The sequence below is a fragment of the Variovorax sp. GW821-FHT09B01 genome (genome assembly GCF_059418345.1).
This window is the reverse complement of the sequence record NZ_JBWKPQ010000002.1, coordinates 22,520-41,255: the sequence shown is the minus strand read 5'-3', so window position 1 is coordinate 41,255 and position 18,736 is coordinate 22,520. Positions and strand designations below refer to the sequence as shown.

General features: G+C 68.7%; 20 protein-coding genes, 1 tRNA gene and 1 pseudogene. 11 read left to right on the top strand and 11 right to left on the bottom strand.

The genetic code is table 11. The features are described 5' to 3' along the window. Positions 1–20: 20 nt before the first annotated feature. The 3 genes from AC07RV_RS07295 (at position 21) to AC07RV_RS07285 (ending at position 2,665) form a co-directional block, all read left to right on the top strand. A complete protein-coding gene (locus tag AC07RV_RS07295; protein WP_296781909.1) occupies positions 21–1,079 on the top strand; it encodes a LacI family DNA-binding transcriptional regulator in 1,059 nt (352 codons plus the stop codon). A gap of 144 nt (positions 1,080–1,223) precedes the next feature. Beyond that, on the top strand, positions 1,224–2,075 hold the full coding sequence (locus AC07RV_RS07290) for an SDR family NAD(P)-dependent oxidoreductase (RefSeq protein ID WP_296781910.1): 852 nt from the start codon (positions 1,224–1,226) through the stop codon (positions 2,073–2,075). 26 nt (positions 2,076–2,101) lie between these two features. Continuing rightward, positions 2,102–2,665, top strand: a complete 564-nt coding sequence (locus AC07RV_RS07285; protein WP_296781911.1) for a carboxymuconolactone decarboxylase family protein — start codon at positions 2,102–2,104, stop codon at positions 2,663–2,665. Between the two features lie 6 nt (positions 2,666–2,671). Here the strand turns inward: AC07RV_RS07285 and AC07RV_RS07280 are convergent, their stop codons facing one another. After that, positions 2,672–3,922: a TetR/AcrR family transcriptional regulator gene (locus AC07RV_RS07280; protein WP_296781912.1), complete on the bottom strand. Its 1,251-nt coding sequence runs from the start codon at positions 3,920–3,922 to the stop codon at positions 2,672–2,674. Between the two features lie 218 nt (positions 3,923–4,140). Here AC07RV_RS07280 and AC07RV_RS07275 point away from each other — a divergent pair, with 218 nt between their 5' ends. Both AC07RV_RS07275 and AC07RV_RS07270 read left to right on the top strand, forming a co-directional pair. Further along, positions 4,141–5,373 carry an acyl-CoA dehydrogenase family protein gene (locus AC07RV_RS07275; RefSeq protein ID WP_296781913.1) on the top strand — a complete coding sequence of 411 codons (1,233 nt, stop codon included), beginning with the start codon at positions 4,141–4,143 and terminating at the stop codon, positions 5,371–5,373. A gap of 23 nt (positions 5,374–5,396) precedes the next feature. Then, entirely contained in the window at positions 5,397–6,161 is a 765-nt protein-coding gene (locus tag AC07RV_RS07270; protein WP_296781914.1) for an SDR family NAD(P)-dependent oxidoreductase, read from the top strand. Between the two features lie 28 nt (positions 6,162–6,189). Here the strand turns inward: AC07RV_RS07270 and AC07RV_RS07265 are convergent, their stop codons facing one another. Both AC07RV_RS07265 and AC07RV_RS07260 read right to left on the bottom strand, forming a co-directional pair. Beyond that, positions 6,190–6,417, bottom strand: coding sequence for a hypothetical protein (locus tag AC07RV_RS07265; protein ID WP_093344290.1), 228 nt, complete (start codon positions 6,415–6,417; stop codon positions 6,190–6,192). Positions 6,418–6,588: 171 nt separating this feature from the next. Beyond that, positions 6,589–6,867 carry a hypothetical protein gene (locus AC07RV_RS07260; protein ID WP_296781915.1) on the bottom strand — a complete coding sequence of 93 codons (279 nt, stop codon included), beginning with the start codon at positions 6,865–6,867 and terminating at the stop codon, positions 6,589–6,591. A 361-nt stretch (positions 6,868–7,228) separates the two neighbouring features. Between AC07RV_RS07260 and AC07RV_RS07255 the strand changes: the two genes are divergently transcribed. Continuing rightward, complete coding sequence (locus AC07RV_RS07255; RefSeq protein ID WP_296781916.1) at positions 7,229–7,465, top strand: hypothetical protein; 237 nt, start codon at positions 7,229–7,231, stop codon at positions 7,463–7,465. 173 nt (positions 7,466–7,638) lie between these two features. Here AC07RV_RS07255 and AC07RV_RS07250 read toward each other — a convergent pair. The 6 genes from AC07RV_RS07250 to cysS all read right to left on the bottom strand — a co-directional run bounded on the left by AC07RV_RS07250 (position 7,639) and on the right by cysS (position 13,138). Beyond that, a tRNA-Ser gene (locus AC07RV_RS07250) sits at positions 7,639–7,731 on the bottom strand. A 27-nt stretch (positions 7,732–7,758) separates the two neighbouring features. Next, the gene (locus AC07RV_RS07245; RefSeq protein ID WP_057594462.1) at positions 7,759–9,027 is read right to left on the bottom strand and encodes an aspartate kinase; all 1,269 of its coding nucleotides are present in this window, start codon (positions 9,025–9,027) and stop codon (positions 7,759–7,761) included. A 79-nt stretch (positions 9,028–9,106) separates the two neighbouring features. After that, positions 9,107–10,072 (bottom strand): tRNA lysidine(34) synthetase TilS, encoded by a 966-nt coding sequence (gene tilS, locus AC07RV_RS07240; protein WP_296781917.1) that lies wholly within the window; start codon positions 10,070–10,072, stop codon positions 9,107–9,109. A gap of 18 nt (positions 10,073–10,090) precedes the next feature. Continuing rightward, the gene (locus AC07RV_RS07235; RefSeq protein WP_093344296.1) at positions 10,091–11,071 is read right to left on the bottom strand and encodes an acetyl-CoA carboxylase carboxyltransferase subunit alpha; all 981 of its coding nucleotides are present in this window, start codon (positions 11,069–11,071) and stop codon (positions 10,091–10,093) included. 16 nt (positions 11,072–11,087) lie between these two features. Beyond that, a complete protein-coding gene (locus tag AC07RV_RS07230) occupies positions 11,088–11,741 on the bottom strand; it encodes a DNA-3-methyladenine glycosylase family protein (protein ID WP_093344298.1) in 654 nt (217 codons plus the stop codon). A gap of 17 nt (positions 11,742–11,758) precedes the next feature. After that, positions 11,759–13,138: a cysteine--tRNA ligase gene (gene cysS, locus AC07RV_RS07225; protein ID WP_296781918.1), complete on the bottom strand. Its 1,380-nt coding sequence runs from the start codon at positions 13,136–13,138 to the stop codon at positions 11,759–11,761. Positions 13,139–13,389: 251 nt separating this feature from the next. Here cysS and AC07RV_RS07220 point away from each other — a divergent pair, with 251 nt between their 5' ends. The 5 genes from AC07RV_RS07220 to AC07RV_RS07200 all read left to right on the top strand — a co-directional run bounded on the left by AC07RV_RS07220 (position 13,390) and on the right by AC07RV_RS07200 (position 16,865). Continuing rightward, entirely contained in the window at positions 13,390–13,980 is a 591-nt protein-coding gene (locus AC07RV_RS07220; RefSeq protein WP_093344301.1) for a tetratricopeptide repeat protein, read from the top strand. A 119-nt stretch (positions 13,981–14,099) separates the two neighbouring features. Beyond that, positions 14,100–14,687 carry a peptidylprolyl isomerase gene (locus AC07RV_RS07215; RefSeq protein ID WP_093344303.1) on the top strand — a complete coding sequence of 196 codons (588 nt, stop codon included), beginning with the start codon at positions 14,100–14,102 and terminating at the stop codon, positions 14,685–14,687. Positions 14,688–14,729: 42 nt separating this feature from the next. Beyond that, a complete protein-coding gene (locus AC07RV_RS07210) occupies positions 14,730–15,242 on the top strand; it encodes a peptidylprolyl isomerase (RefSeq protein WP_093344304.1) in 513 nt (170 codons plus the stop codon). Between the two features lie 19 nt (positions 15,243–15,261). Next, positions 15,262–16,044 carry a UDP-2,3-diacylglucosamine diphosphatase gene (locus AC07RV_RS07205; protein WP_296781919.1) on the top strand — a complete coding sequence of 261 codons (783 nt, stop codon included), beginning with the start codon at positions 15,262–15,264 and terminating at the stop codon, positions 16,042–16,044. A 14-nt stretch (positions 16,045–16,058) separates the two neighbouring features. Further along, positions 16,059–16,865, top strand: coding sequence for a M90 family metallopeptidase (locus tag AC07RV_RS07200; protein ID WP_208510412.1), 807 nt, complete (start codon positions 16,059–16,061; stop codon positions 16,863–16,865). On the opposite strand, the gene AC07RV_RS07195 is transcribed toward AC07RV_RS07200, so the two are convergent. Further along, positions 16,862–18,157, bottom strand: a complete 1,296-nt coding sequence (locus tag AC07RV_RS07195; protein ID WP_296781920.1) for a flavin-dependent oxidoreductase — start codon at positions 18,155–18,157, stop codon at positions 16,862–16,864. The two genes, AC07RV_RS07200 and AC07RV_RS07195, sit on opposite strands and share 4 nt — an antisense overlap. A 103-nt stretch (positions 18,158–18,260) precedes the next feature. After that, positions 18,261–18,736, bottom strand: a pseudogene (locus AC07RV_RS07190) (DUF349 domain-containing protein); the annotation flags it as partial.

Below are 18,736 nucleotides of genomic sequence, written 5' to 3'. Positions count from 1 at the left end.
GCACGAGCACCGCACTGCGCATGAAACCCAAGGCCGGCAAGGCGAGCATCAAGGACGTGGCCACGCTCGCCGGCGTGTCGCTGGGCAGCGTCTCGCGCGTGATCAACAAGGTCGAGAACGTGAGCCCCGCGCTGCGCGAGCGCGTCGAGCGCGCGATGCGCGAGCTCGACTACCGGCTCAACCACGCGGCGCAGGCGCTGCGCTCGCGCAGCTCGCGCACGGTGGGCTGCATGTTCACCGACGTCGCCAACCCGCTCTACGCCAAGCTCTACCGCACCTTCGAGGCCAAGCTGCGCGAGGCCGGCTACATGGTGCTGCTGGCCAACAGCCTCAACGATCCGCAGTGGGAGCTCGAGATCCTCGCGATGTTCCAGGGCCGCCGCATGGACGGCGTGATCATCGCACCGGGCAACGAGCGCGACCCGGCGGTGCTCGAGGCGGTCGAGAAGCTCGGCATCCCGGCCGTGATCCTCGACCGCGACATGGACGTGGCGCAGGACCAGTTGCTGTTCGACCATCCGCGCGGCGTGAAGGAGGCCGTGCTGCACCTCGCAAGCCTGGGCCATCGCGAGATGGGCCTGGTGGTGGCCGACATGCAGAACCGGCCGATGCGCCGCCGCATCGAGGGCTTCGAGGCCGGGCTCGAGGCCAGCGGCCTGGCGGCGCGGCCCGCGCACATCGTGCGGCTGCCGACCTCCACCAGTCCCGCCTTCGACGCGGTCACGCAGCTGCTCGAGGGCGCGGTGCGCCCCACCGCGCTGGTCACGCTCGGCACCAGCGTGCTGGCCGACGTGCTCAACGCCATCGCCGCGCAGGGCCTGCGCATTCCGCAGGACATCTCGCTCGTCACCCTGGGCGACCCCGACTTCGCGCGCAGCCACCACCCACCGATCAGCAGCGTGACGGTGGACCTCGACCGCGCGGCCGAGGACGGCGTGCGGATGCTGCTCGAGCGCATGCGCGACGCGCCCGATGCGCCGCCGCGCCGCGTGCTCGCGCCCATGCAGTTCGTGCTGCGCGGCTCGTGCGGGCCGGTGCCCGCGCAGGCCGCTCCGAAGCCGCGCAAACGCGCGGCCTGATCCTCCACCACGGTGGCCCGTCCGATCGCCCTACACCGATCAATGAAACGATTCACCCTGGGAGAAACACCGTTCGCCGGTGCCAGCCTCGCGACTTAAGCTGCGGACCATTCCCTCCACCGTCCCCGGCCCCGCGCCCGCACCGTGAACACATCCACCGCCTCCACACCCCATGCCGAAGCCGCCAGCAGCGGCCTCGAAGGCCGCGTCGCGATCGTGACCGGCGCCGGCTCGCGCAGCGCCGAGATCGGCAACGGCCGCGCCGCCGCCCTCCTGCTCGCGCGCCGCGGCGCGCGCGTCTTGCTGCTCGATGCGCAGCTCGACTGCGCGCGCGAGACCGAACGCATGATCGCGGCCGAGGGCGGCAGCGCGCTCGCGCTGGCTTGCGACGTGTCGGACGCCGTGCAATGCCGCCAGGCGGTGGCTTACGCGGTCGAGGCCTGGGGCCGCGTCGACATCCTGGTCAACAACGTCGGCATCGGCGGGCCGGCCGGCAATGCGGTCGATCTCGACCTCGAGGAGTGGGACCACGCGCTGCGGGTCAACGTCACCTCGATGATGCTGATGGCGAAGTACGCGATCCCCGAGATGCGCAAGCTGGGCCGCGGCGCCATCGTCAACATCGCCTCGGTCGCGGGCCTGATCGGCGGCACGCCGGCGCTGCTCTATCCGACCTCGAAGGGCGCGGTGGTCAACATGACCCGCGCCATGGCCGCGCACCACGGCGTCGAGGGCATCCGCGTCAACTGCGTGGCCCCCGGCATGGTCTACACGCCGATGGTCGCAGGCCGCATGACGCCCGAGGTGCGCGAGCAGCGCCGCAAGCGTTCGCTGCTGCAAACCGAGGGCTCGGGCTGGGACGTGGGCCAGGCCGTGGCCTACCTCGCGAGCGACGAGGCGCGCTGGGTCACGGGCGTGATCCTGCCGGTCGACGCGGGCGCCACGGCCGGCAACGTGCCCTCGCCCGGCCTGCGGCCCGACACCCGCGCCGCCTGACATCCACCGAACGAGGACCCAGCGCCATGCCCCGCGTTCCCCTGCTGCCCGAGCATCCCGAAGATCCCGCCGCCGCGGCGCTGTTCGAGCGCGTGCGCGCCGCGCGCGGGCCGGACTTCCACCTGCCGCATCTCTACCGCGTGCTGGGCAGCGCGCCCGAGCTGTTCCGCGGCTGGCTCGACTTCGCCTGGCCGCTGCGCCTGAATGCGAAGACGCCCCGGCTGCTGCGCGAGCTGATGATCCTGCGCGGCGCGCAGCTCTCGGGCACCGCCTACGAATGGGCCCATCACCTGCCGATGGCCACCGAAGCCGGCGTGAGCGAGGCGCAGATCGATGCGCTCGCGCACTGGCGCGACAGCGATCTCTTCGATGCCGACGCGCGCGCGGTGCTGCAGCTCGCCGAGGAGGTCACGCGCGGTCCCTCGGCCTCGGCGGCCACCGTGGCGCAGCTCAGGGCGCGCGGCTTCGACGACGCGGCCGTGGTCGAGCTGGTGCTGACCGCGAGTTTCTATGTCTGCGTGAGCCGCTTCCTGCAATCGATGGACGTGGAGCTCGAGCCCGGCTACGAGGCGTATCGCGCGCGCATGTGAACGCCGTCAGGCGGCAGCAGATGCTTCGCTGAGCAGCCCCATGAAGATCGGCCGCACGTAGAGCGCGACCACCGAGGCCTCGTTCGCATCGGGCACCCAGCGGTGCAGCTCGGCCGCGCCGTTGATCAGGCCCACCACCAGCTGTGCCGCGATCGCGGCATCGAGCGGCCGCAGCGATCCATCGACGAGACCGTCGACCAGCATCGCCGCCATGCGCTCGATGCGCTGCTGCAGCGTCCGGTGAATCTGCGCGCGGTCGGCCGCCTCGGGCAGCGCGCTGGTCGACGAGAGGCGCAGCAGCGGGCCCTCGGCCGAGAGCTGGAAGCGCACCAGCATGCGCGCCGCCAGGCCCGCGCGCTGCCAGCCGCTGCCGCCCGTTTGCTCGGCGAGGTCGAAGGCGCGGCGGATGACCTCGAAGGTGCGCTCGAAGCAGGCCGAGATCAGGTCCAGCTTGTTGTCGTTGTGGTGATAGAACGAGCCCTTGGTGACATTGAGCCGCGCCGAGATCTTGTCGACCGAGGCGCCGCGGTAGCCCTGCTCGTTGAGCAGCGCGGTGGCCGCGCGCAGGAAGGCATCCATCGCGGGGTTGTCGGTGGGCGCGTGCAGCGCGGCATCCTCGGACAGCGCCGCCGCTTCCCATCGCGCCGCCGGCGCGCCGAGCCCGTTGAGCACGATGTCGGCGACGCGCGCGACCATGCGCGGGTACTGCGCCTCCTCGTAGCGGCCGAACCAGGCCGGCAGCCAGTGCACCAGCGACAGCAGCAGATGGGTACGCGCATTGCGCATCTCGCGCGGCCAATGCGCCGTGGCCTCGTCCTTGAGCAGCCCGCGCACGCGGCGGAACATGCCGGTGTAGGCGGTGTGCACGGTCTCGAGCTGCGGGCTCGGCAGCGCGCGCACGTCGCTGAAGGCCACCACCGGCGGATGCTCGCCGAGCGCCACCGCCGCCAGCAGCGCGGCATGGCCCGCCAGGAAGGCGCGCACCCGCGCCGCCACCGTGGCCTCGCGCGCCGCGGCCTCGGCGATGCCGTCGAACAGCACGATGGCGCGCAGGAAGCAGGCGGTGGCCAGGTCTTCCTTCTTGCGGTAGTAGTAGGTGACGCTGTTGGTCACCAGACCCACGCTGGCCGCGATGCCCGCCAGGGTCGCGCCCTTGACGCCCTGTGCGTTGAACTGCGCCGCGGCCGCGTTGAGGATGGCATCGCGCTTTTCCTGGAAACGCGCGGTCTGCGGCTCGCGGGCGGTGACGGCGGTCATGGGGGCAAGCTTCTTCGGCGGCGGGAAGGACGGTGGGCCGCGATGATACCGAGCAGGAATCGAAGAACAAGTATTCGCGCATTCATCGGCATCAGCCATACGAGTCACCTATGTTCCACCATTTTGGAATGACCGGTTTGTACTGGAACGGCGCCCTTGCTATCGTCGCCAGGCCCGGCTCGCGCCGGATCCGACGAACGAAGAAAGAGGAGACCGTCATGGACTTCACCCTGTCCGACAAGCAAGTGCACTGGCGCGATCGCGTAATCGCCTTCATGAAGGCGCACGTCCACCCCGCCGTGCCCACCTACATGGCGCAGATGCAGGGCTTCGGCGAGAACCGCTGGCAGGTCGTGCCGATCGTGGAGGAGCTCAAGGCCAAGGCGCGCGAGGCCGGGCTGTGGAACCTGTTCCTGCCGCTCGATTCGGTGCCCTCCGACAGCCCCTACAAGGGCGCCGGCCTCACCAACCTCGAGTACGCCGTCTGCGCCGAGGAAATGGGCAAGGTCGGCTTCGCCTCCGAGGTCTTCAACTGCTCGGCGCCCGACACCGGCAACATGGAAGTGCTGATCCGCTACGGCAGCGACGAGCACAAGAAGCGCTGGCTGCAGCCGCTGCTCGAAGGCCGGATCCGATCGGCCTTCCTGATGACCGAGCCCGACGTGGCCTCGTCCGACGCCACCAACATCGAGACCTCGATCCGCCGCGACGGCGACCACTACGTGATCAACGGCCGCAAGTGGTGGTCCTCGGGCGTGGGCGATCCGCGCTGCGAGATCGCCATCGTGATGGGCAAGACCGACCCCGAGGCACCACGCCATTCGCAGCAGTCGCAAATCCTGGTGCCACTGAACACGCCCGGCATCGAGATCGTGCGCATGCTGCCGGTGTTCGGCTTCGACGACGCGCCGCACGGCCATGCCGAGGTGGTGTTCCGCGACGTGCGCGTGCCGGCGGCGAACCTGCTGCTCGGCGAGGGCCGCGGCTTCGAGATCGCGCAGGGCCGGCTCGGGCCCGGGCGCATCCACCACTGCATGCGCTCGATCGGCGGCGCCGAGGTGGCGCTCGAGAAGATGGTGCGCCGGCTGCAGTCGCGCACCGCTTTCGGCAAGCGCATCGCCGACCAGTCGGTGTGGGAGCAGCGCGTGGCCGAGGCCCGCATCGACATCGAGATGACGCGCCTCTTGTGCCTCAAGGCGGCCGACCTGATGGACCGCGTGGGCAACAAGGTGGCGCGCCTCGAGATCGCGATGATCAAGGTGGCGGCGCCACGCACCGCGCTGCGCATCATCGACATGGCGATCCAGGCCCATGGCGCAGCCGGCGTCACCACCGACTTCGGCCTGGCCAAGCAGTACGCCAGCATGCGCACGATGCGGCTGGCCGACGGACCCGACGAGGTGCACAACCGCTCCATCGCGCGCATGGAGTACGGGCGCTACGCGGACTGACAACTTCGAGGAGACACAAAACCATGTCCTTGTTCTCGCTGGCCGGCAAGGTGGCCATCGTCACCGGTTCCTCGCGCGGCATCGGCCGCGCCATCGCCGAGCGCCTGGCCGAGCACGGCGCGAAGGTCGTGATCTCGTCGCGCAAGCCCGAGCCCTGCGCCGAAGTGCGCGACGCCATCAACGCCGCGCACGGCGCGGGCGCGGCGATCTCGATCCCGGCCAACATCTCGTCGAAGGAAGAGCTGCGCCACCTGGTCGAGGAGACCACGCGCCAGCTCGGGCGTGTCGACATCGTGGTGTGCAATGCCGCCTCGAACCCCTACTACGGCCCGCTGGCCGGTATCGAGGACGACCAGTTCCGCAAGATCCTCGAGAACAACGTGATCGCCAACCACTGGCTGATCAACTTCGCGGTGCCGCAGATGATCGAGCGCAAGGAAGGCTCGATCATCATCGTCTCCTCGATCGGCGGCCTGCGCGGCTCGCCGGTGATCGGCGCCTACAACGTCTCGAAGGCGGCCGACTTCCAGCTCGCGCGCAACCTCGCGGTGGAGTACGGGCCGCACAACGTGCGCGTGAACTGCATCGCGCCGGGCCTGATCAGGACCGACTTCGCGCGCGCGCTCTGGGAAGACCCCGAGAACCTGCGCCGCCGCACCGAGAGCACGCCGCTGCGGCGCATCGGCGAGCCCGACGAGATCGCGGGCGCGGCGGTGTTCCTGGCTTCGCGCGCGGGGGCCTTCATGACCGGGCAGAGCCTGGTCATCGACGGCGGCGTGACCTGCTGAGCGCCGCGGCGCCGGGACCGAGCCGGGCTCAGTCGGCGCTGCAGGTCCAGGCGCGGACGAACTGGACCGCCTTGGACTGGGCGCGCTGGAAGGCGATGTCCCAGGTCGGCTGCTCGGAAATCACCAGGGCGCAGCGCGGGACGCCGTCCAGGAAGATCTCGGCCACTCCGGCGCAGGAGCCGTCGGCGTTCATCGTGGGTTCGAAGGCGCCGGTCCAGTGGTCCGGCAGTTCGAGAACGAGGGATGGGGCGTGCATGTGCGACCAATCTTAGGACGCACGCCCGAAATCGACAACAAAAGTTAACATTCCCGCCGGAACAAAGTCACGCTTCCCGCGCAAAAGCGGAAATGATTTGCTAGCAATCCGGCGGGATTTCGCTGGAGGTTCCGATCTTCGGGCCGCCCGCGGGTGGCCGACGGCCCCGACTCAGGGCCGCGGCAGGCTCGAGAGAAAGGTCGAGACGAACAGCGACGCGGCGCGACCGACGTCGAGCACCTCCGACAGGTCGAAACGCTGCGGCGTGGCGCCGCTGTCGTCGCCCGCGTGCCTGACCTCGATCAGGACCTCGCTCGCGAGCTCGCGGTCGCCGCGGGCCTTTCCATTGGGCATCAACCAGGTGTCGAGCGTCTCGTGTGGAATCCGGCGAAAGATGGCGACCGCCGGAACATAACGAAAACACCGCTCTTCGGCCGTGGCGATGGGCATGCTGACGCGACAGGCGAAGCTGTCCTGCAATGTGTTTGTCACTCCCTGTACCTTTTTTATGTGACGAGTTACGTAAGTTAATTCCTCCCCGCATGCCAGAGAAGAATCAGGTTACGTTTTGCACTGGCTGTTTGTGAATAACACACGCTTGGGGATTCACAGTTCACGTTTTCACAGCCACATCGCGCCCACTCCACGCGCTGGAGCGGCTCGATTCACAAGGCTTGGCAGTCCGGCGCTAAGGTTTTGACCTTCGTCACATGCGCGATTCGGCCTACAGCCGAAGACATCAGGTAACTGACGGCAACGTTTGTTAAACGCCCTGACCATCGCTCCAGCCCATCGACAACAGGAGGTACTGATGAGCTTCAAGGAGATCAACGATCGTTTCGGCCTGCAGTTCCAACGCGGCAGCCGCGTGTTCTGCGACGGACGCCTGGGCACCATCACCGGCGCGACCCACTCGCACATCCGCGTGCGCTTCGACGGCCGCCAGAACGGCGCGCCCTGCGATCCGCTGGAAGTGCGGCTGGTGGACAGCATGCCGGCGGTGCTGCCCACCATGCCCGCTGCACCGCTGTCGGCGCTCGGGCAGTAGGCGAGAAGCGATCGGGCGGCGGTGCGATACCGCTGCCGTGCTGTCAGGCCGCGAAGGAACGAAAAGAAGGAAGCGCCACCCAGAGCGCATTCCGAGCGGCCAAGAAAAAAGCCCAGAAGCAGCGATGCTTCTGGGCTTTTCCGTCCTTGGACTTTCGTCCTCGGCACGGGTCTTGGCGGAACCGGAGGGATTCGAACCCTCGATGAGGCTCTACACCCCATACTCCCTTAGCAGGGGAGCACCTTCGGCCACTCGGTCACAGTTCCTGAAAGAAGCCGAGATTATGCCATCACTCAGGCGGCTGGTTGGTCCAGATCGAAGGCTTTGTGCAACGCGCGCACCGCCAACTCCATATATTTTTCGTCGATCACGACCGAGGTCTTGATCTCGCTGGTCGAAATCATCTGGATGTTGATGCCCTCTTCGCTCAGCACGCGGAACATCTTGCTCGCCACGCCCACGTGGCTGCGCATGCCGATGCCCACGATGCTGACCTTGCAGATCTTGGTGTCGCCGACGATTTCGGTCGCGCCCAGCGAAGGCATGACCTTGGCCTGCAGCAGGTCGACGGTGCGCGCGTACTCGTTGCGATGCACCGTGAAGCTGAAGTCGGTCTTGCCGTCCTTGCTGAGGTTCTGGATGATCACGTCGACTTCGATGTTGGCGTCGGCCACCGCACCGAGGATGTGATACGCGATGCCCGGCTTGTCGGGCACGCCGAGCACCGAGATCTTGGCTTCGTCGCGGTTGAAAGCGATGCCGGATACGACGGCTTGTTCCATGTTTTCGTCTTCCTCGAAAGTGATCAGCGTGCCGGACTTGGCCTCTTCATTGATGTCGATGTCCCAGGGCGTGAAGCTGGACAGCACGCGCAGCGGCACCTTGTACTTGCCGGCGAATTCCACCGAGCGGATCTGCAGCACCTTGGAGCCCAGGCTCGCCATCTCGAGCATCTCCTCGAAGCTCACGGTCGAGAGGCGGCGCGCATCGGGCTCGACGCGCGGGTCGGTGGTGTAGACGCCGTCGACGTCGGTGTAGATCAGGCACTCGTTGGCCTTCATCGCGGCCGCGATTGCCACCGCCGAGGTGTCGCTGCCGCCGCGGCCCAGCGTCGTGATGTTGCCGGCATCGTCCACGCCCTGGAAGCCGGTGATGACGACCACGCGGCCGACCGCGAGGTCGGCGCGCACGCGGGCGTCGTCGATGCTCTCGATGCGGGCCTTGGTGTAGGAGCTGTCGGTGCGCACCGACACCTGCCAGCCTGCGTAGCTCACGGCCTCCACGCCCTCGGCCTGCAGCGCGATGGCCAGCAGCGCCGACGAGGCCTGCTCGCCGGTGGAGGCGAGCATGTCGAGTTCGCGGTTGTGCGCCTCGGCCGGTTTGCTGGGTGCGAGCTCTTTCGCCAGGCCGAGCAGGCGATTGGTTTCGCCGCTCATGGCACTCGGGACCACGATCATCTGGTGGCCGGCGCGCGCCCACTTGGCGACGCGCTTGGCGACATTGCGGATGCGCTCGGTCGAGCCCATCGACGTGCCGCCGTATTTGTGAACGATCAATGCCATGGGTGAATTCTGAGAGAAGAAAAATCCCGCGCTTCAACCATATGCGGCGCATGCGGCGAAGGCGGCGCCCCGCAGGCTGTCAGCGCGAGGCTGGTGGCGAGGGCGGGGCATTGTACCAATGCAGCCGATCCCCCCTGCGTTCGGCGAAACCGTCCGCCACCTTGAGGTGGATCCGGTGGCCGCGCGTGGTGCAGGCGCGGACCTGGTCGAGCAACTGGTCGAGCTGCGCCGCGCTCGGTGCGCGGCCATGCGTGCGCGCGAGCCAGTGACGCAGCAGATTGGCCTGGCGTGCGCGCGACAGCGCCTGCAGCGCGGCGATCCGCGGCGGCTCGCCGACGGCCTCGAGGTCCTGCGCAGCGACCTCGTCGAGCAGTTGCTGCGCCTGCGCCGCATGGCCGGCACTGCGCGCGAAGGTGCCGCGGAACTGCGGGAAGGCCTCGGCCAGCGCGGGCAGCAGCACGGCGCGGATGCGGTTGCGCGTGAAGCGCGCGTCGGTGTTGGTCGGGTCCTCGATCCAGGGCAGCCCGGCGGCCGCGAGCCATGCGCGGATCTCGCTGCCCGGCACCGCGAGCAGCGGCCGGTGGAAGTCGATGCCGCCGCGCAGCGCATGCGCTGGCATGGCCGAAAGACCCGGCAGCCCCGCGCCGCGCGACAGGGCCAGCAGCAGGGTCTCGATCTGGTCGTCGGCGTGATGGCCCAGCGCGATGGCGCGCACGCCCTGCTCGCTCGCCATCGTGGCCAAGGCCTCGTAGCGCGCGCGCCGCGCCGCATCCTCGGGGCTGTCGCCGGACGCATGGCGCGCATCGACGCGCCGAACGCTCACGGGCACGCCGAGCCGCTCGCAGACCGCGCGGCAATGGCGTTCGAAATCGTCGGCCGCCGACTGCAGGCCGTGGTGCACGTGCAAGGCACGCACCTGGCCCGGCCAGCGCGCGGCGCAGGCCGCCAGCAGTGCGGTGGAATCGGCGCCGCCACTGAAGCCCACGGCCAGCGGCAGATGCGCCGGCTCGAACGCGGCCATGGCCCGTTCGAAGGCGGCGGTCATGGCGGTGCCGCGGCCGGCTCAGCGGCCGGCGTCGGCCTTGGTGTCGGTGAAGCGGCCGTAGCTTTGCAGGCGCTCGTAGCGGCGGTCGAGCAGTTCGCGCGGCTTCAGGTCGCTGACCTGGCGGAACGCATCGTTGAGCGCGCGCTTGAGGAAGGCGGCCATCTGGCGATGGTCGCGGTGCGCACCGCCCACCGGCTCGCTCACGATCTTGTCGACCAGGCCCAGGGCCTTGAGACGGTGCGCGGTGATGCCGAGCGCGTCGGCGGCTTCCTGCGCCTTCTCGCTGGTCTTCCAGAGGATCGAGGCGCAGCCTTCGGGGCTGATCACCGAATACACGGAGTACTGCAGCATCAGCACCTGGTCGCCGACCGAGATCGCCAGCGCGCCGCCGGAGCCGCCCTCGCCGATGATGGTCACGATGATCGGCACCTCGAGCTGCGCCATCTCGAAGATGTTGCGGCCGATGGCCTCGGACTGGCCGCGCTCCTCGGCGTCGATGCCGGGATAGGCACCGGGCGTGTCGACGAAGGTGAAGACCGGCAGCTTGAACTTCTCGGCCGTCTTCATGAGGCGCAACGCCTTGCGGTAGCCCTCGGGCTTGCTCATGCCGAAGTTGCGCGCGGTGCGCTCCTTGGTGTCGCGGCCCTTCTGGTGGCCGAGCACCATGCAGGGCGTGCCGTTGAAGCGCGCGAGGCCGCCGACGATCGAGAGGTCGTCGGAGAAATGGCGGTCGCCGTGCAGTTCGACGAAGTCGGTGAAGATCTCGTGGACGTAGTCGAGCGTGTAGGGGCGTTCCGGATGCCGTGCGATCTTGGTGATCTGCCAGGGCGTCAGGTCGCTGTAGATGTCCTTGGTGAGCTGCTGGCTCTTTTTGCCGAGCTGATCGATTTCTTCCGAGATGTCGACCGCGGATTCGGTCTGCACATAACGCAATTCTTCGATCTTGGTTTCGAGTTCCGCGATGGGTTGCTCGAAGTCTAGGAAGGTTCGTTTCGCCAACGTCTTCTCCTGTTTTTCAGTATGCGACGACCGGCGCCGGGTCGAGAGAGCGCCAAATATACCAAGTCGCCACGCTGCAATACGGGGCCCAGGCCACGGCCACGTCGCGGGCATCGCTGCGGCTGACCGGATCACCCGAAAAATAGTTGACGCTGATGCCGTTGAGCAGCCCCAGGTCGTCCACGGGCAGCACGTTGGGCCGCATCAGGTGGAAGATCAGGAACATCTCGGCGGTCCAGCGGCCGATGCCGCGGATGGCGACGAGCTCGTCGATGATGAGCTCGTCGGCCATGTCGTTCCAGGCATCGACATGCACCTTGCCCGAGTCGAAGTGCAGCGCCAGGTCGACCAGGTAGTCGATCTTGCGCACCGACAGGCCGGCCGCGCGCATGTCGTCGACCTTGAGCTTGAGCACGTTGCGCGGCGTGAGCTTGCGCGGCAGCGCGGCGAAGCGGTCCCAGACCGATTGCGCGGCCTTCACCGAGATCTGCTGTCCGACGATGCTGCGCGCCAGCGTGACGAAGGCGTCGCCATGCGATTCGAGGCAGGCGTCGCCGAACTGCGGAATCAACCGCTTCATCACGCGGTCCTTCTTGGACAGGTGCCTGCAGGCCTCCTCCCAATAGTCCGGCGTGATGATCTCGACGCTCGTCTTGGGCAGGGTGGGCATGGGATTGGTCGTTCCGTTCACTGGGCAACGGCCCAGGTGGTGCCGGTGGGCGAGTCCTTGAGCACGATGCCCTGGTCGAGCAGCTCCTTGCGGATGCGGTCGGCCTCGGCGAAGTTCTTCGCGGCCTTGGCATCGGCACGCTGTGCGATCAGCACCTGGATGGCGGCGTCGTCGAGCGCGCTGCCCGCCTGCAGGAAGGCCTGGGGGCTGTCCTGCAGCAGGCCGAGCACGCCGCCCAGCGCCTTGAGCAGGCCCGCGCTCTCGGCCGATCGCGTGCGATTGACCTCGCCCGCGAGTTCGAACAGCACGGCGATCGCCTCGGGCGTGCCGAAGTCCTCGTCCATCGCGGCCTTGAAGCGTGCCGCGTGCGGCTGCGTCCAGTCGATCGCCACGCTCCCCGGCGCCACCGCGTCGAGCGCGGTGTAGAGGCGCTTGAGCGAGTTGCGCGCATCGTCGAGATGCACGTTGCTGTAGTTCAGCGGGCTGCGGTAGTGCGTGCGCGCGACGAAGAAGCGGATGGTCTCGGCGTCGTACTTCTTGAGCACGTCGCGGATCAGGAAGAAGTTGCCCAGGCTCTTGGACATCTTCTCGTCGTCGACGTTGATGAAGCCGTTGTGCATCCAGGTGCGCGCGAACGGCGCCTGGCCGGTCGCTCCCTCGGATTGCGCGATCTCGTTCTCGTGGTGCGGGAACTGCAGGTCGGCGCCGCCGCCGTGGATGTCGAAGCGTTCGCCCAGCAGGTCGCAGGCCATGGCCGAGCATTCGATGTGCCAGCCCGGTCTGCCGGGTCCGAACTCGCTGGCCCACTTCACCTCGTCGGGCTCGCTGGGCTTGGCGCTCTTCCAGAGCACCGGGTCGAGCGGATCGTCCTTGCCGTCGAGCACGGCCACGCGCTCGCCCGCATGCAGCTCGTCGAGCGACTTGCCGCTGAGCTTGCCGTAGCCGGGAAACTTGCGCACCGCGTAGTTCACGTCGCCGTTGGGCGCGCGGTAGGCCAGGCCCTTCTGCTCGAGCGTGCCGATCATCGCGAGCATCTGCGGAATGAACTCGGTGGCGCGCGGCTCGTGCGTGGGGCGCTCGATGCCAAGCGCATCGGCGTCCTCGTGCAGCGCATCGATCATGCGGTCGGTCAGCGCGCGGATGCTCTCGCCGTTCTCGACCGCGCGGCGGATGATCTTGTCGTCGATGTCGGTGATGTTGCGCACGTAGGTCACGGCGAAGCCGTTGGTCTTGAGCCAGCGCTGGACCACGTCGAAGGCGATCATCGAGCGCGCATGGCCCAGGTGGCAGAAGTCGTAGACCGTCATGCCGCAGACGTACATGCGCACCTGACCGGGCCGCAAAGGGGAGAACTCCTCCAGTTCACGCGAAAGCGTGTTGTAGATGCGCAGACTCATGAGATTCGGAAAGCGTCGTGTCGCGCTCGTGCGATGCGGGCGAACGACGGTGTTTTCAGGGGTGATGGGGCTGTGGCGACGAGGCGGCTGGACAGGGCCCCTCGGCTACAATGCCGGGCAGTATAAACGGCTGCCGCCGAGTCTTCTTCCGGGTGTTTTCGAGCCCTTGCGCAGCGCAAGGCTTGCTCCCGACCCGGCTCCACCCCGCCCCCAATTCCGCAGCATTCGTGCCGCACTTTTGCAGAGGCTTCATGAAGAACGCCGTGTTTCCCAGACTTTCGATCGCCATCGCCCTGCTGTTCGGCCTGTGGGCCTCCGCGGCCCAGGCCAACGACTACGACGACGTCAACCTGCTGCTGCGCCAGGGCAAATCGAACGAGGCGCTGGCCAAGGCCGACACCTACATCGCCGGCAAGCCGCGCGATCCGCAGATGCGCTTCCTGCGCGGCGTGATCCTCACCGAGCAGGGCAAGAAGGACGAGGCCGTCAAGACCTTCACCCAGCTCACGCAGGACTTCCCCGAGCTGCCCGAGCCCTACAACAACCTCGCGGCGCTCTATGCCTCGCAGAGCCAGTTCGACAAGGCGCGCGATGCGCTCGAGACCGCGCTCAAGCTCAACCCCAACTACGCCACGGCCGAGGAAAACCTCGGCGACGTGTATGCGCGCCTCGCCGCCCAGTCCTACACCAAGGCGCAGCGCTTCGCGACCACCAACACCAGCGTCGCGCCGAAGCTGGAACTGATCCGCCAGATCTTCACGCCGAAGACCGAGGCCGACGCGGCCGCGCTGCCCGGCGCCGCGCCCGTGGTGCGCAAGCCGGTGGGCCGCACCAGCAAGTAGGCGGCGAAAGCCAGCCGCTCGCACGCACCCGCGCAGCCGCACGCCGGAACGTTTGCCGCAGGCTCGCGCTCTCACGGCCAGCCTTCATCCTTTTCATCCCTCGGACACGGAGCTCTTCCTTGACGATCCAAGCCCTCTCCCGTTTCAGCCGCCGCGGCGCCCTCGTGCTCGCGGCCACCCTCGCCATCGCCGCCACGGCCCATGCCCAGGCGCAGCAGCGCGTGAAGCTCGCGACCTCGGCCGGCGACATCGTGGTCGAGCTCGATGCGGCCAAGGCGCCGAAGACGGTCGAGAACTTCCTGCAGTACGTCAAGGACAAGCACTACGACGGCACCGTCTTCCACCGCGTGATCGACGGCTTCATGATCCAGGGCGGCGGCTTCACGGCCGACCTGCAGCAGAAGCCCACGCGCGCGCCGATCCCGCTCGAGGCGAGCAACGGCCTGAAGAACGACAAGTACACGATCGCCATGGCGCGCACCGGCAACCCGAACTCGGCCACCTCGCAGTTCTTCATCAACGTGAAGAACAACGACTCGCTCAACGCCCCCAACCCCGATGGCTACGGCTACACGGTGTTCGGCAAGGTGGTGGCGGGTACCGACGTGGTCGACAAGATCCGCGGCGTCGCCACCGGCAACAAGAACGGCATGCAGAACGTGCCGGTCACGCCCGTCGTGATCCAGTCCGCCACCCTGGCGAAGTAAGCCGGCCCCGCCAGGCATCCACCCCTTTCAAGGAGCATCAGCATGAGCAATCCCCAAGTCGACCTGCATATCCAGAACCTCGGCGTCATCACGCTCGAACTCGACGCCGCGAAGGCGCCGAAGTCGGCCGCCAACTTCATCGAGTACGTGAAGAAGGGCCACTACGACAACACGGTGTTCCACCGCGTGATCCCCGGCTTCATGGTGCAAGGCGGCGGTTTCGAGCCCGGCATGAAGCAGAAGCCCACCGGCGCCGAGATCGAGAACGAAGCCAACAACGGCCTCAAGAACGATGTCTACACCGTCGCCATGGCCCGCACCAGCGCGCCGCACTCGGCCACCGCGCAGTTCTTCATCAACGTGGCCGACAACGGCTTCCTCAACCACACCGCGCCCTCGGCCCAGGGCTGGGGCTACGCCGTGTTCGGCAAGGTGGTCAAGGGCACCGAGGTGGTCGACAAGATCAAGGCCGTGAAGACCGGCCGCAAGGGCTTCCACGACGACGTGCCGCTCGAGGATGTCGTGATCGAGAAGGCCGTCGTCGTCGGCGAATGACGGCACGGCCGACGGCGGCATGAACACGGCAGCCACGCCTCCCGCGGCCTTCGCGGAACTGGTGGCGCCTGGCGCATGGCGCACCGTCGACCTGATCTCCGACCTGCACCTGCAGGCCGGCGAGCCCGCCACCTTCGAGGCCTGGCGCGGCTATCTCGAGACCACGCCGGCCGACGCGCTGGTGATCCTCGGCGACCTGTTCGAGGTCTGGGTCGGTGACGACGCGGCCGCCGAGCCGGGCTTCGAGGCGCAGTGCGCCGAGCTGCTGCGCCGCACGGCCGCGCGGCTGCCGGTGTTCTTCATGCACGGCAACCGCGACTTCCTCGTCGGCGCCGCGCTCGCCGCCCGAAGCGGCCTCACGCTGCTCGACGATCCCACGGTGCTGGTGCTGCACGGCGAACGCTGGCTGTTGAGCCATGGCGACGCGCTGTGCCTGGACGACACCGACTACCTGCGCTTTCGCGCCCAGGTGCGCACGCCCGAATGGCAGTCGGCCTTTCTCGCGCGTCCGCTCGCCGAGCGCCGTGCCCTGGCACGTGCGATGCGCGTGCAGAGCGAGGACCGCAAGCGCGATCCCTCGGTGGTCTGGGCCGACGTCGATGCCGATGCCGCGCGCGACTGGCTCGCGCGCGCCAATGCACGCACGCTGATCCACGGCCACACGCACCGTCCCGCCGACCACGACCTCGGCGGCGGCCTGCGCCGCCTCGTGCTCAGCGACTGGGATGCCGCCGCGCATCCGCCGCGCGCGCAGCTGCTGTGCCTGTCTCCCGCGGGCGCTCAGCGCGTCGATCTGCGCTAGGGGTTGCCGACGCGATGCTCGACTGGCTGCGCCGCCTGCGCCATCCGCGCGCCCTGCCCCCGATTCCCGAAGCCGCCTGGCAGGCCACGCTCGCGCGCTATGCCTTCCTGGCCGAGCGCCCGGCCGCCGACGTCGAGCGGCTGCGCGCGCTCACGGCGCAGTTCCTGCGCGACAAGCAGTTCCATGGCGCCCAGGGCTTCGTCATCACCGACGAGGTCGCGCTCGCGATCGCGGCGCAGGCCGTGCTGCCGGTGCTGCACCTGCGCGGCGGCCTGGTCTGGTACGACGATTTCGTCGGCATCGTGGTGCATCCGTCGGAGGTGGTCGCCCAGCGCAAGGTGGTCGACGAGGCCTCGGTGGTGCACGAGTACGAGGAAGTCGTGGCCGGCGAAGCCATGGACCACGGCCCGGTGATGCTGAGCTGGCAGGACGTGCTGGCCAGCGGCGTCACCAGCGAGGGCGGCTACAACGTCGTGATCCACGAGTTCGCCCACAAGATCGACATGCGCGGTGGCGATGCCGACGGCTGCCCGCCGCTGCCGCCGGGCTTCGCGGGCAGCCGCAATGCGCGCGAGGCCCGCGCGGCCTGGCTCGGCGTGCTGCAGCCCGCCTACGAGGCCTTCCGCGAGCAGACCATCATGGCCGAGCGCTTCGGCGCGGAGCCGCCCTGGCTCGACGACTATGGCGCGACCTCGATCGGCGAATTCTTCGCGGTGGCCTGCGAGGCCTACTTCGTGAACCGCGCGAACTTCGGGCGCGATTTCCCGGGCGTGCTCGAACTCTTCGACCGCTTCTTCGGGCCGCCGCAGAGCCGAGGCTAGATGGCGACCCGCGCGCCCGGCGCGATCGTCGACGGCGCCGCGTTGAGGGTCTCGATCGCGAAGCCGGCCGCGGCCTTGTAGCGTGCCATGTAGGCCTCGCGCTCCGCCGCCGGAATGACCTGCTCGATGTCGTCGAACACGCCGCCGCAGCGCTCGTCGACCAGGCCCAGCAGGCCGAACGGACCGGCACCGCGGTTGCGCAGCACCAGCGCCGAGATGTCGGCGCACAGGCGCTCGTCGTAGGCGCGCAGCGCCGCCGGCGTCACACCGTGCGAGAGCATGGAAGCGCCAAGCACGCGCGCATCGACGATGGCCTGGCTCGCGCCGTTGGAACCCACCGGGTACATCACGTGCGCGGCATCGCCGAGCAGCGCGACATGGCCGTCGACCCAGGTCGACACCGGGTCGCGGTCGATCATCGGGTACTCGAAGACCTCCTTCGCCCCGCGCAGCATCGAGGGCACGTCGAGCCAGCCGAAGTCCCAGCCCTCGAAGTGGTGAGCAAAGTCGCTCAGTTCGACGCGCCGGTTCCAGTCGCCCTGCGTCCAGCCCTCGGCGTTGTCGACCGTGATCTCGGCGATCCAGTTGATGGTGGCCAGGCCCGTGGCGGGATCGGCCGGCGAGATCGGATAGAGCACCACGCGGTGCCGCATCGAACCGACGCCGACGAAGGACGCACCGCTGCGCACCGGCACGCCCGGCGTGGTGCCGCGCCACATGATGGCGCCGCCCCACTGGATCGGCGGCTGCTGCGGATGCATCTGCGCGCGCACGGCCGAATGCAGGCCGTCGGCCGCCACCAGCAGCCGGCCCTCGACCTCGCTGCGCTGGCCGTCGCGCGACTCGATCAACGCGGTGACGCCGTGCTCGCCGTTGCGGTAGCCCGCGACCCGCTGGCCGAGCTGGATGGCATCGGGCCCGAGCCGCTCGAGCGCCGTGCGGTACAGCAGCATCTGCAGCTCGCCGCGATGCAGCGAGTACTGCGGCCAGCGGTAGCCCGCACGCAACCCGCGCGGCTCGGCATAGACCTCGTTGCCGTTGCGCCCGACCAGCGCCCATTCGCGCGCCTGGATGCCGATGCGGTCGAGCACGTCGTTGCCGATGCCGAGCTCGTGCAGCTCGCGCACTGCGTTGGGCTGCAGGTTGATGCCCACGCCCAGCGGTTGCAGCGCGGGCACCGCCTCGAACACGCGGCAGGGCACGCCGATCTGGTGCAGGGTCAGCGCGAGCGAAAGGCCGCCGATGCCGCCGCCGGCGATCAGTACGGGGGATGCGTCAGGAGTGGAGGCCATGCGGCGATCGTCGGAGGTCGGAAAAAGGAGGGGCCGCACGAGGCGGCCCGAGGAATGCCGGGCTCGCCACGGGCGCTCGGGCCCGCGGCGGCGCGTCGGTCTCTTACTTGCGCAGCAGCGCCTTCAGCGCGTTCTGCAGGCGGCGCGCGCTGTTCGCGTCGTGCGCAGCCGCCAGCACCTTGCCGGCGTCCTGGCCCCAGGTCTGGGCCGGGGCCGGGTCGCCGCGCTTGGTCAGCAGCTTGAGCTGCAGCGCGCGGCGCGCTTCGAGCTGCTCGGCGGGCGTGGGCACCTCGGCGGCCATTTCGAGGCGCAGCAGCGCTTCGGCAGCCTCGTCGGCCCGCGCGGCCGGCGAGGCACCGATCGCCTGCGACCAGTTGCTGCGCACGGCCGGCGTGACCGCGCGGCCGAGCTCCTGCACGCTCGGCAGGCGTGCGGCATCGCGCTGCTCCCAGGCGCCGAGCACCTGGGTCAGGGCTTCGCCATGGGCCTGGGCCGCCAGCTTGCGCAGCGCCATGTCGGCGCGCTCGAGCGCCTCGCGCTGGGCGCGGAAGGCGGTGTCGCCCAGGCGAGGACAGAGGT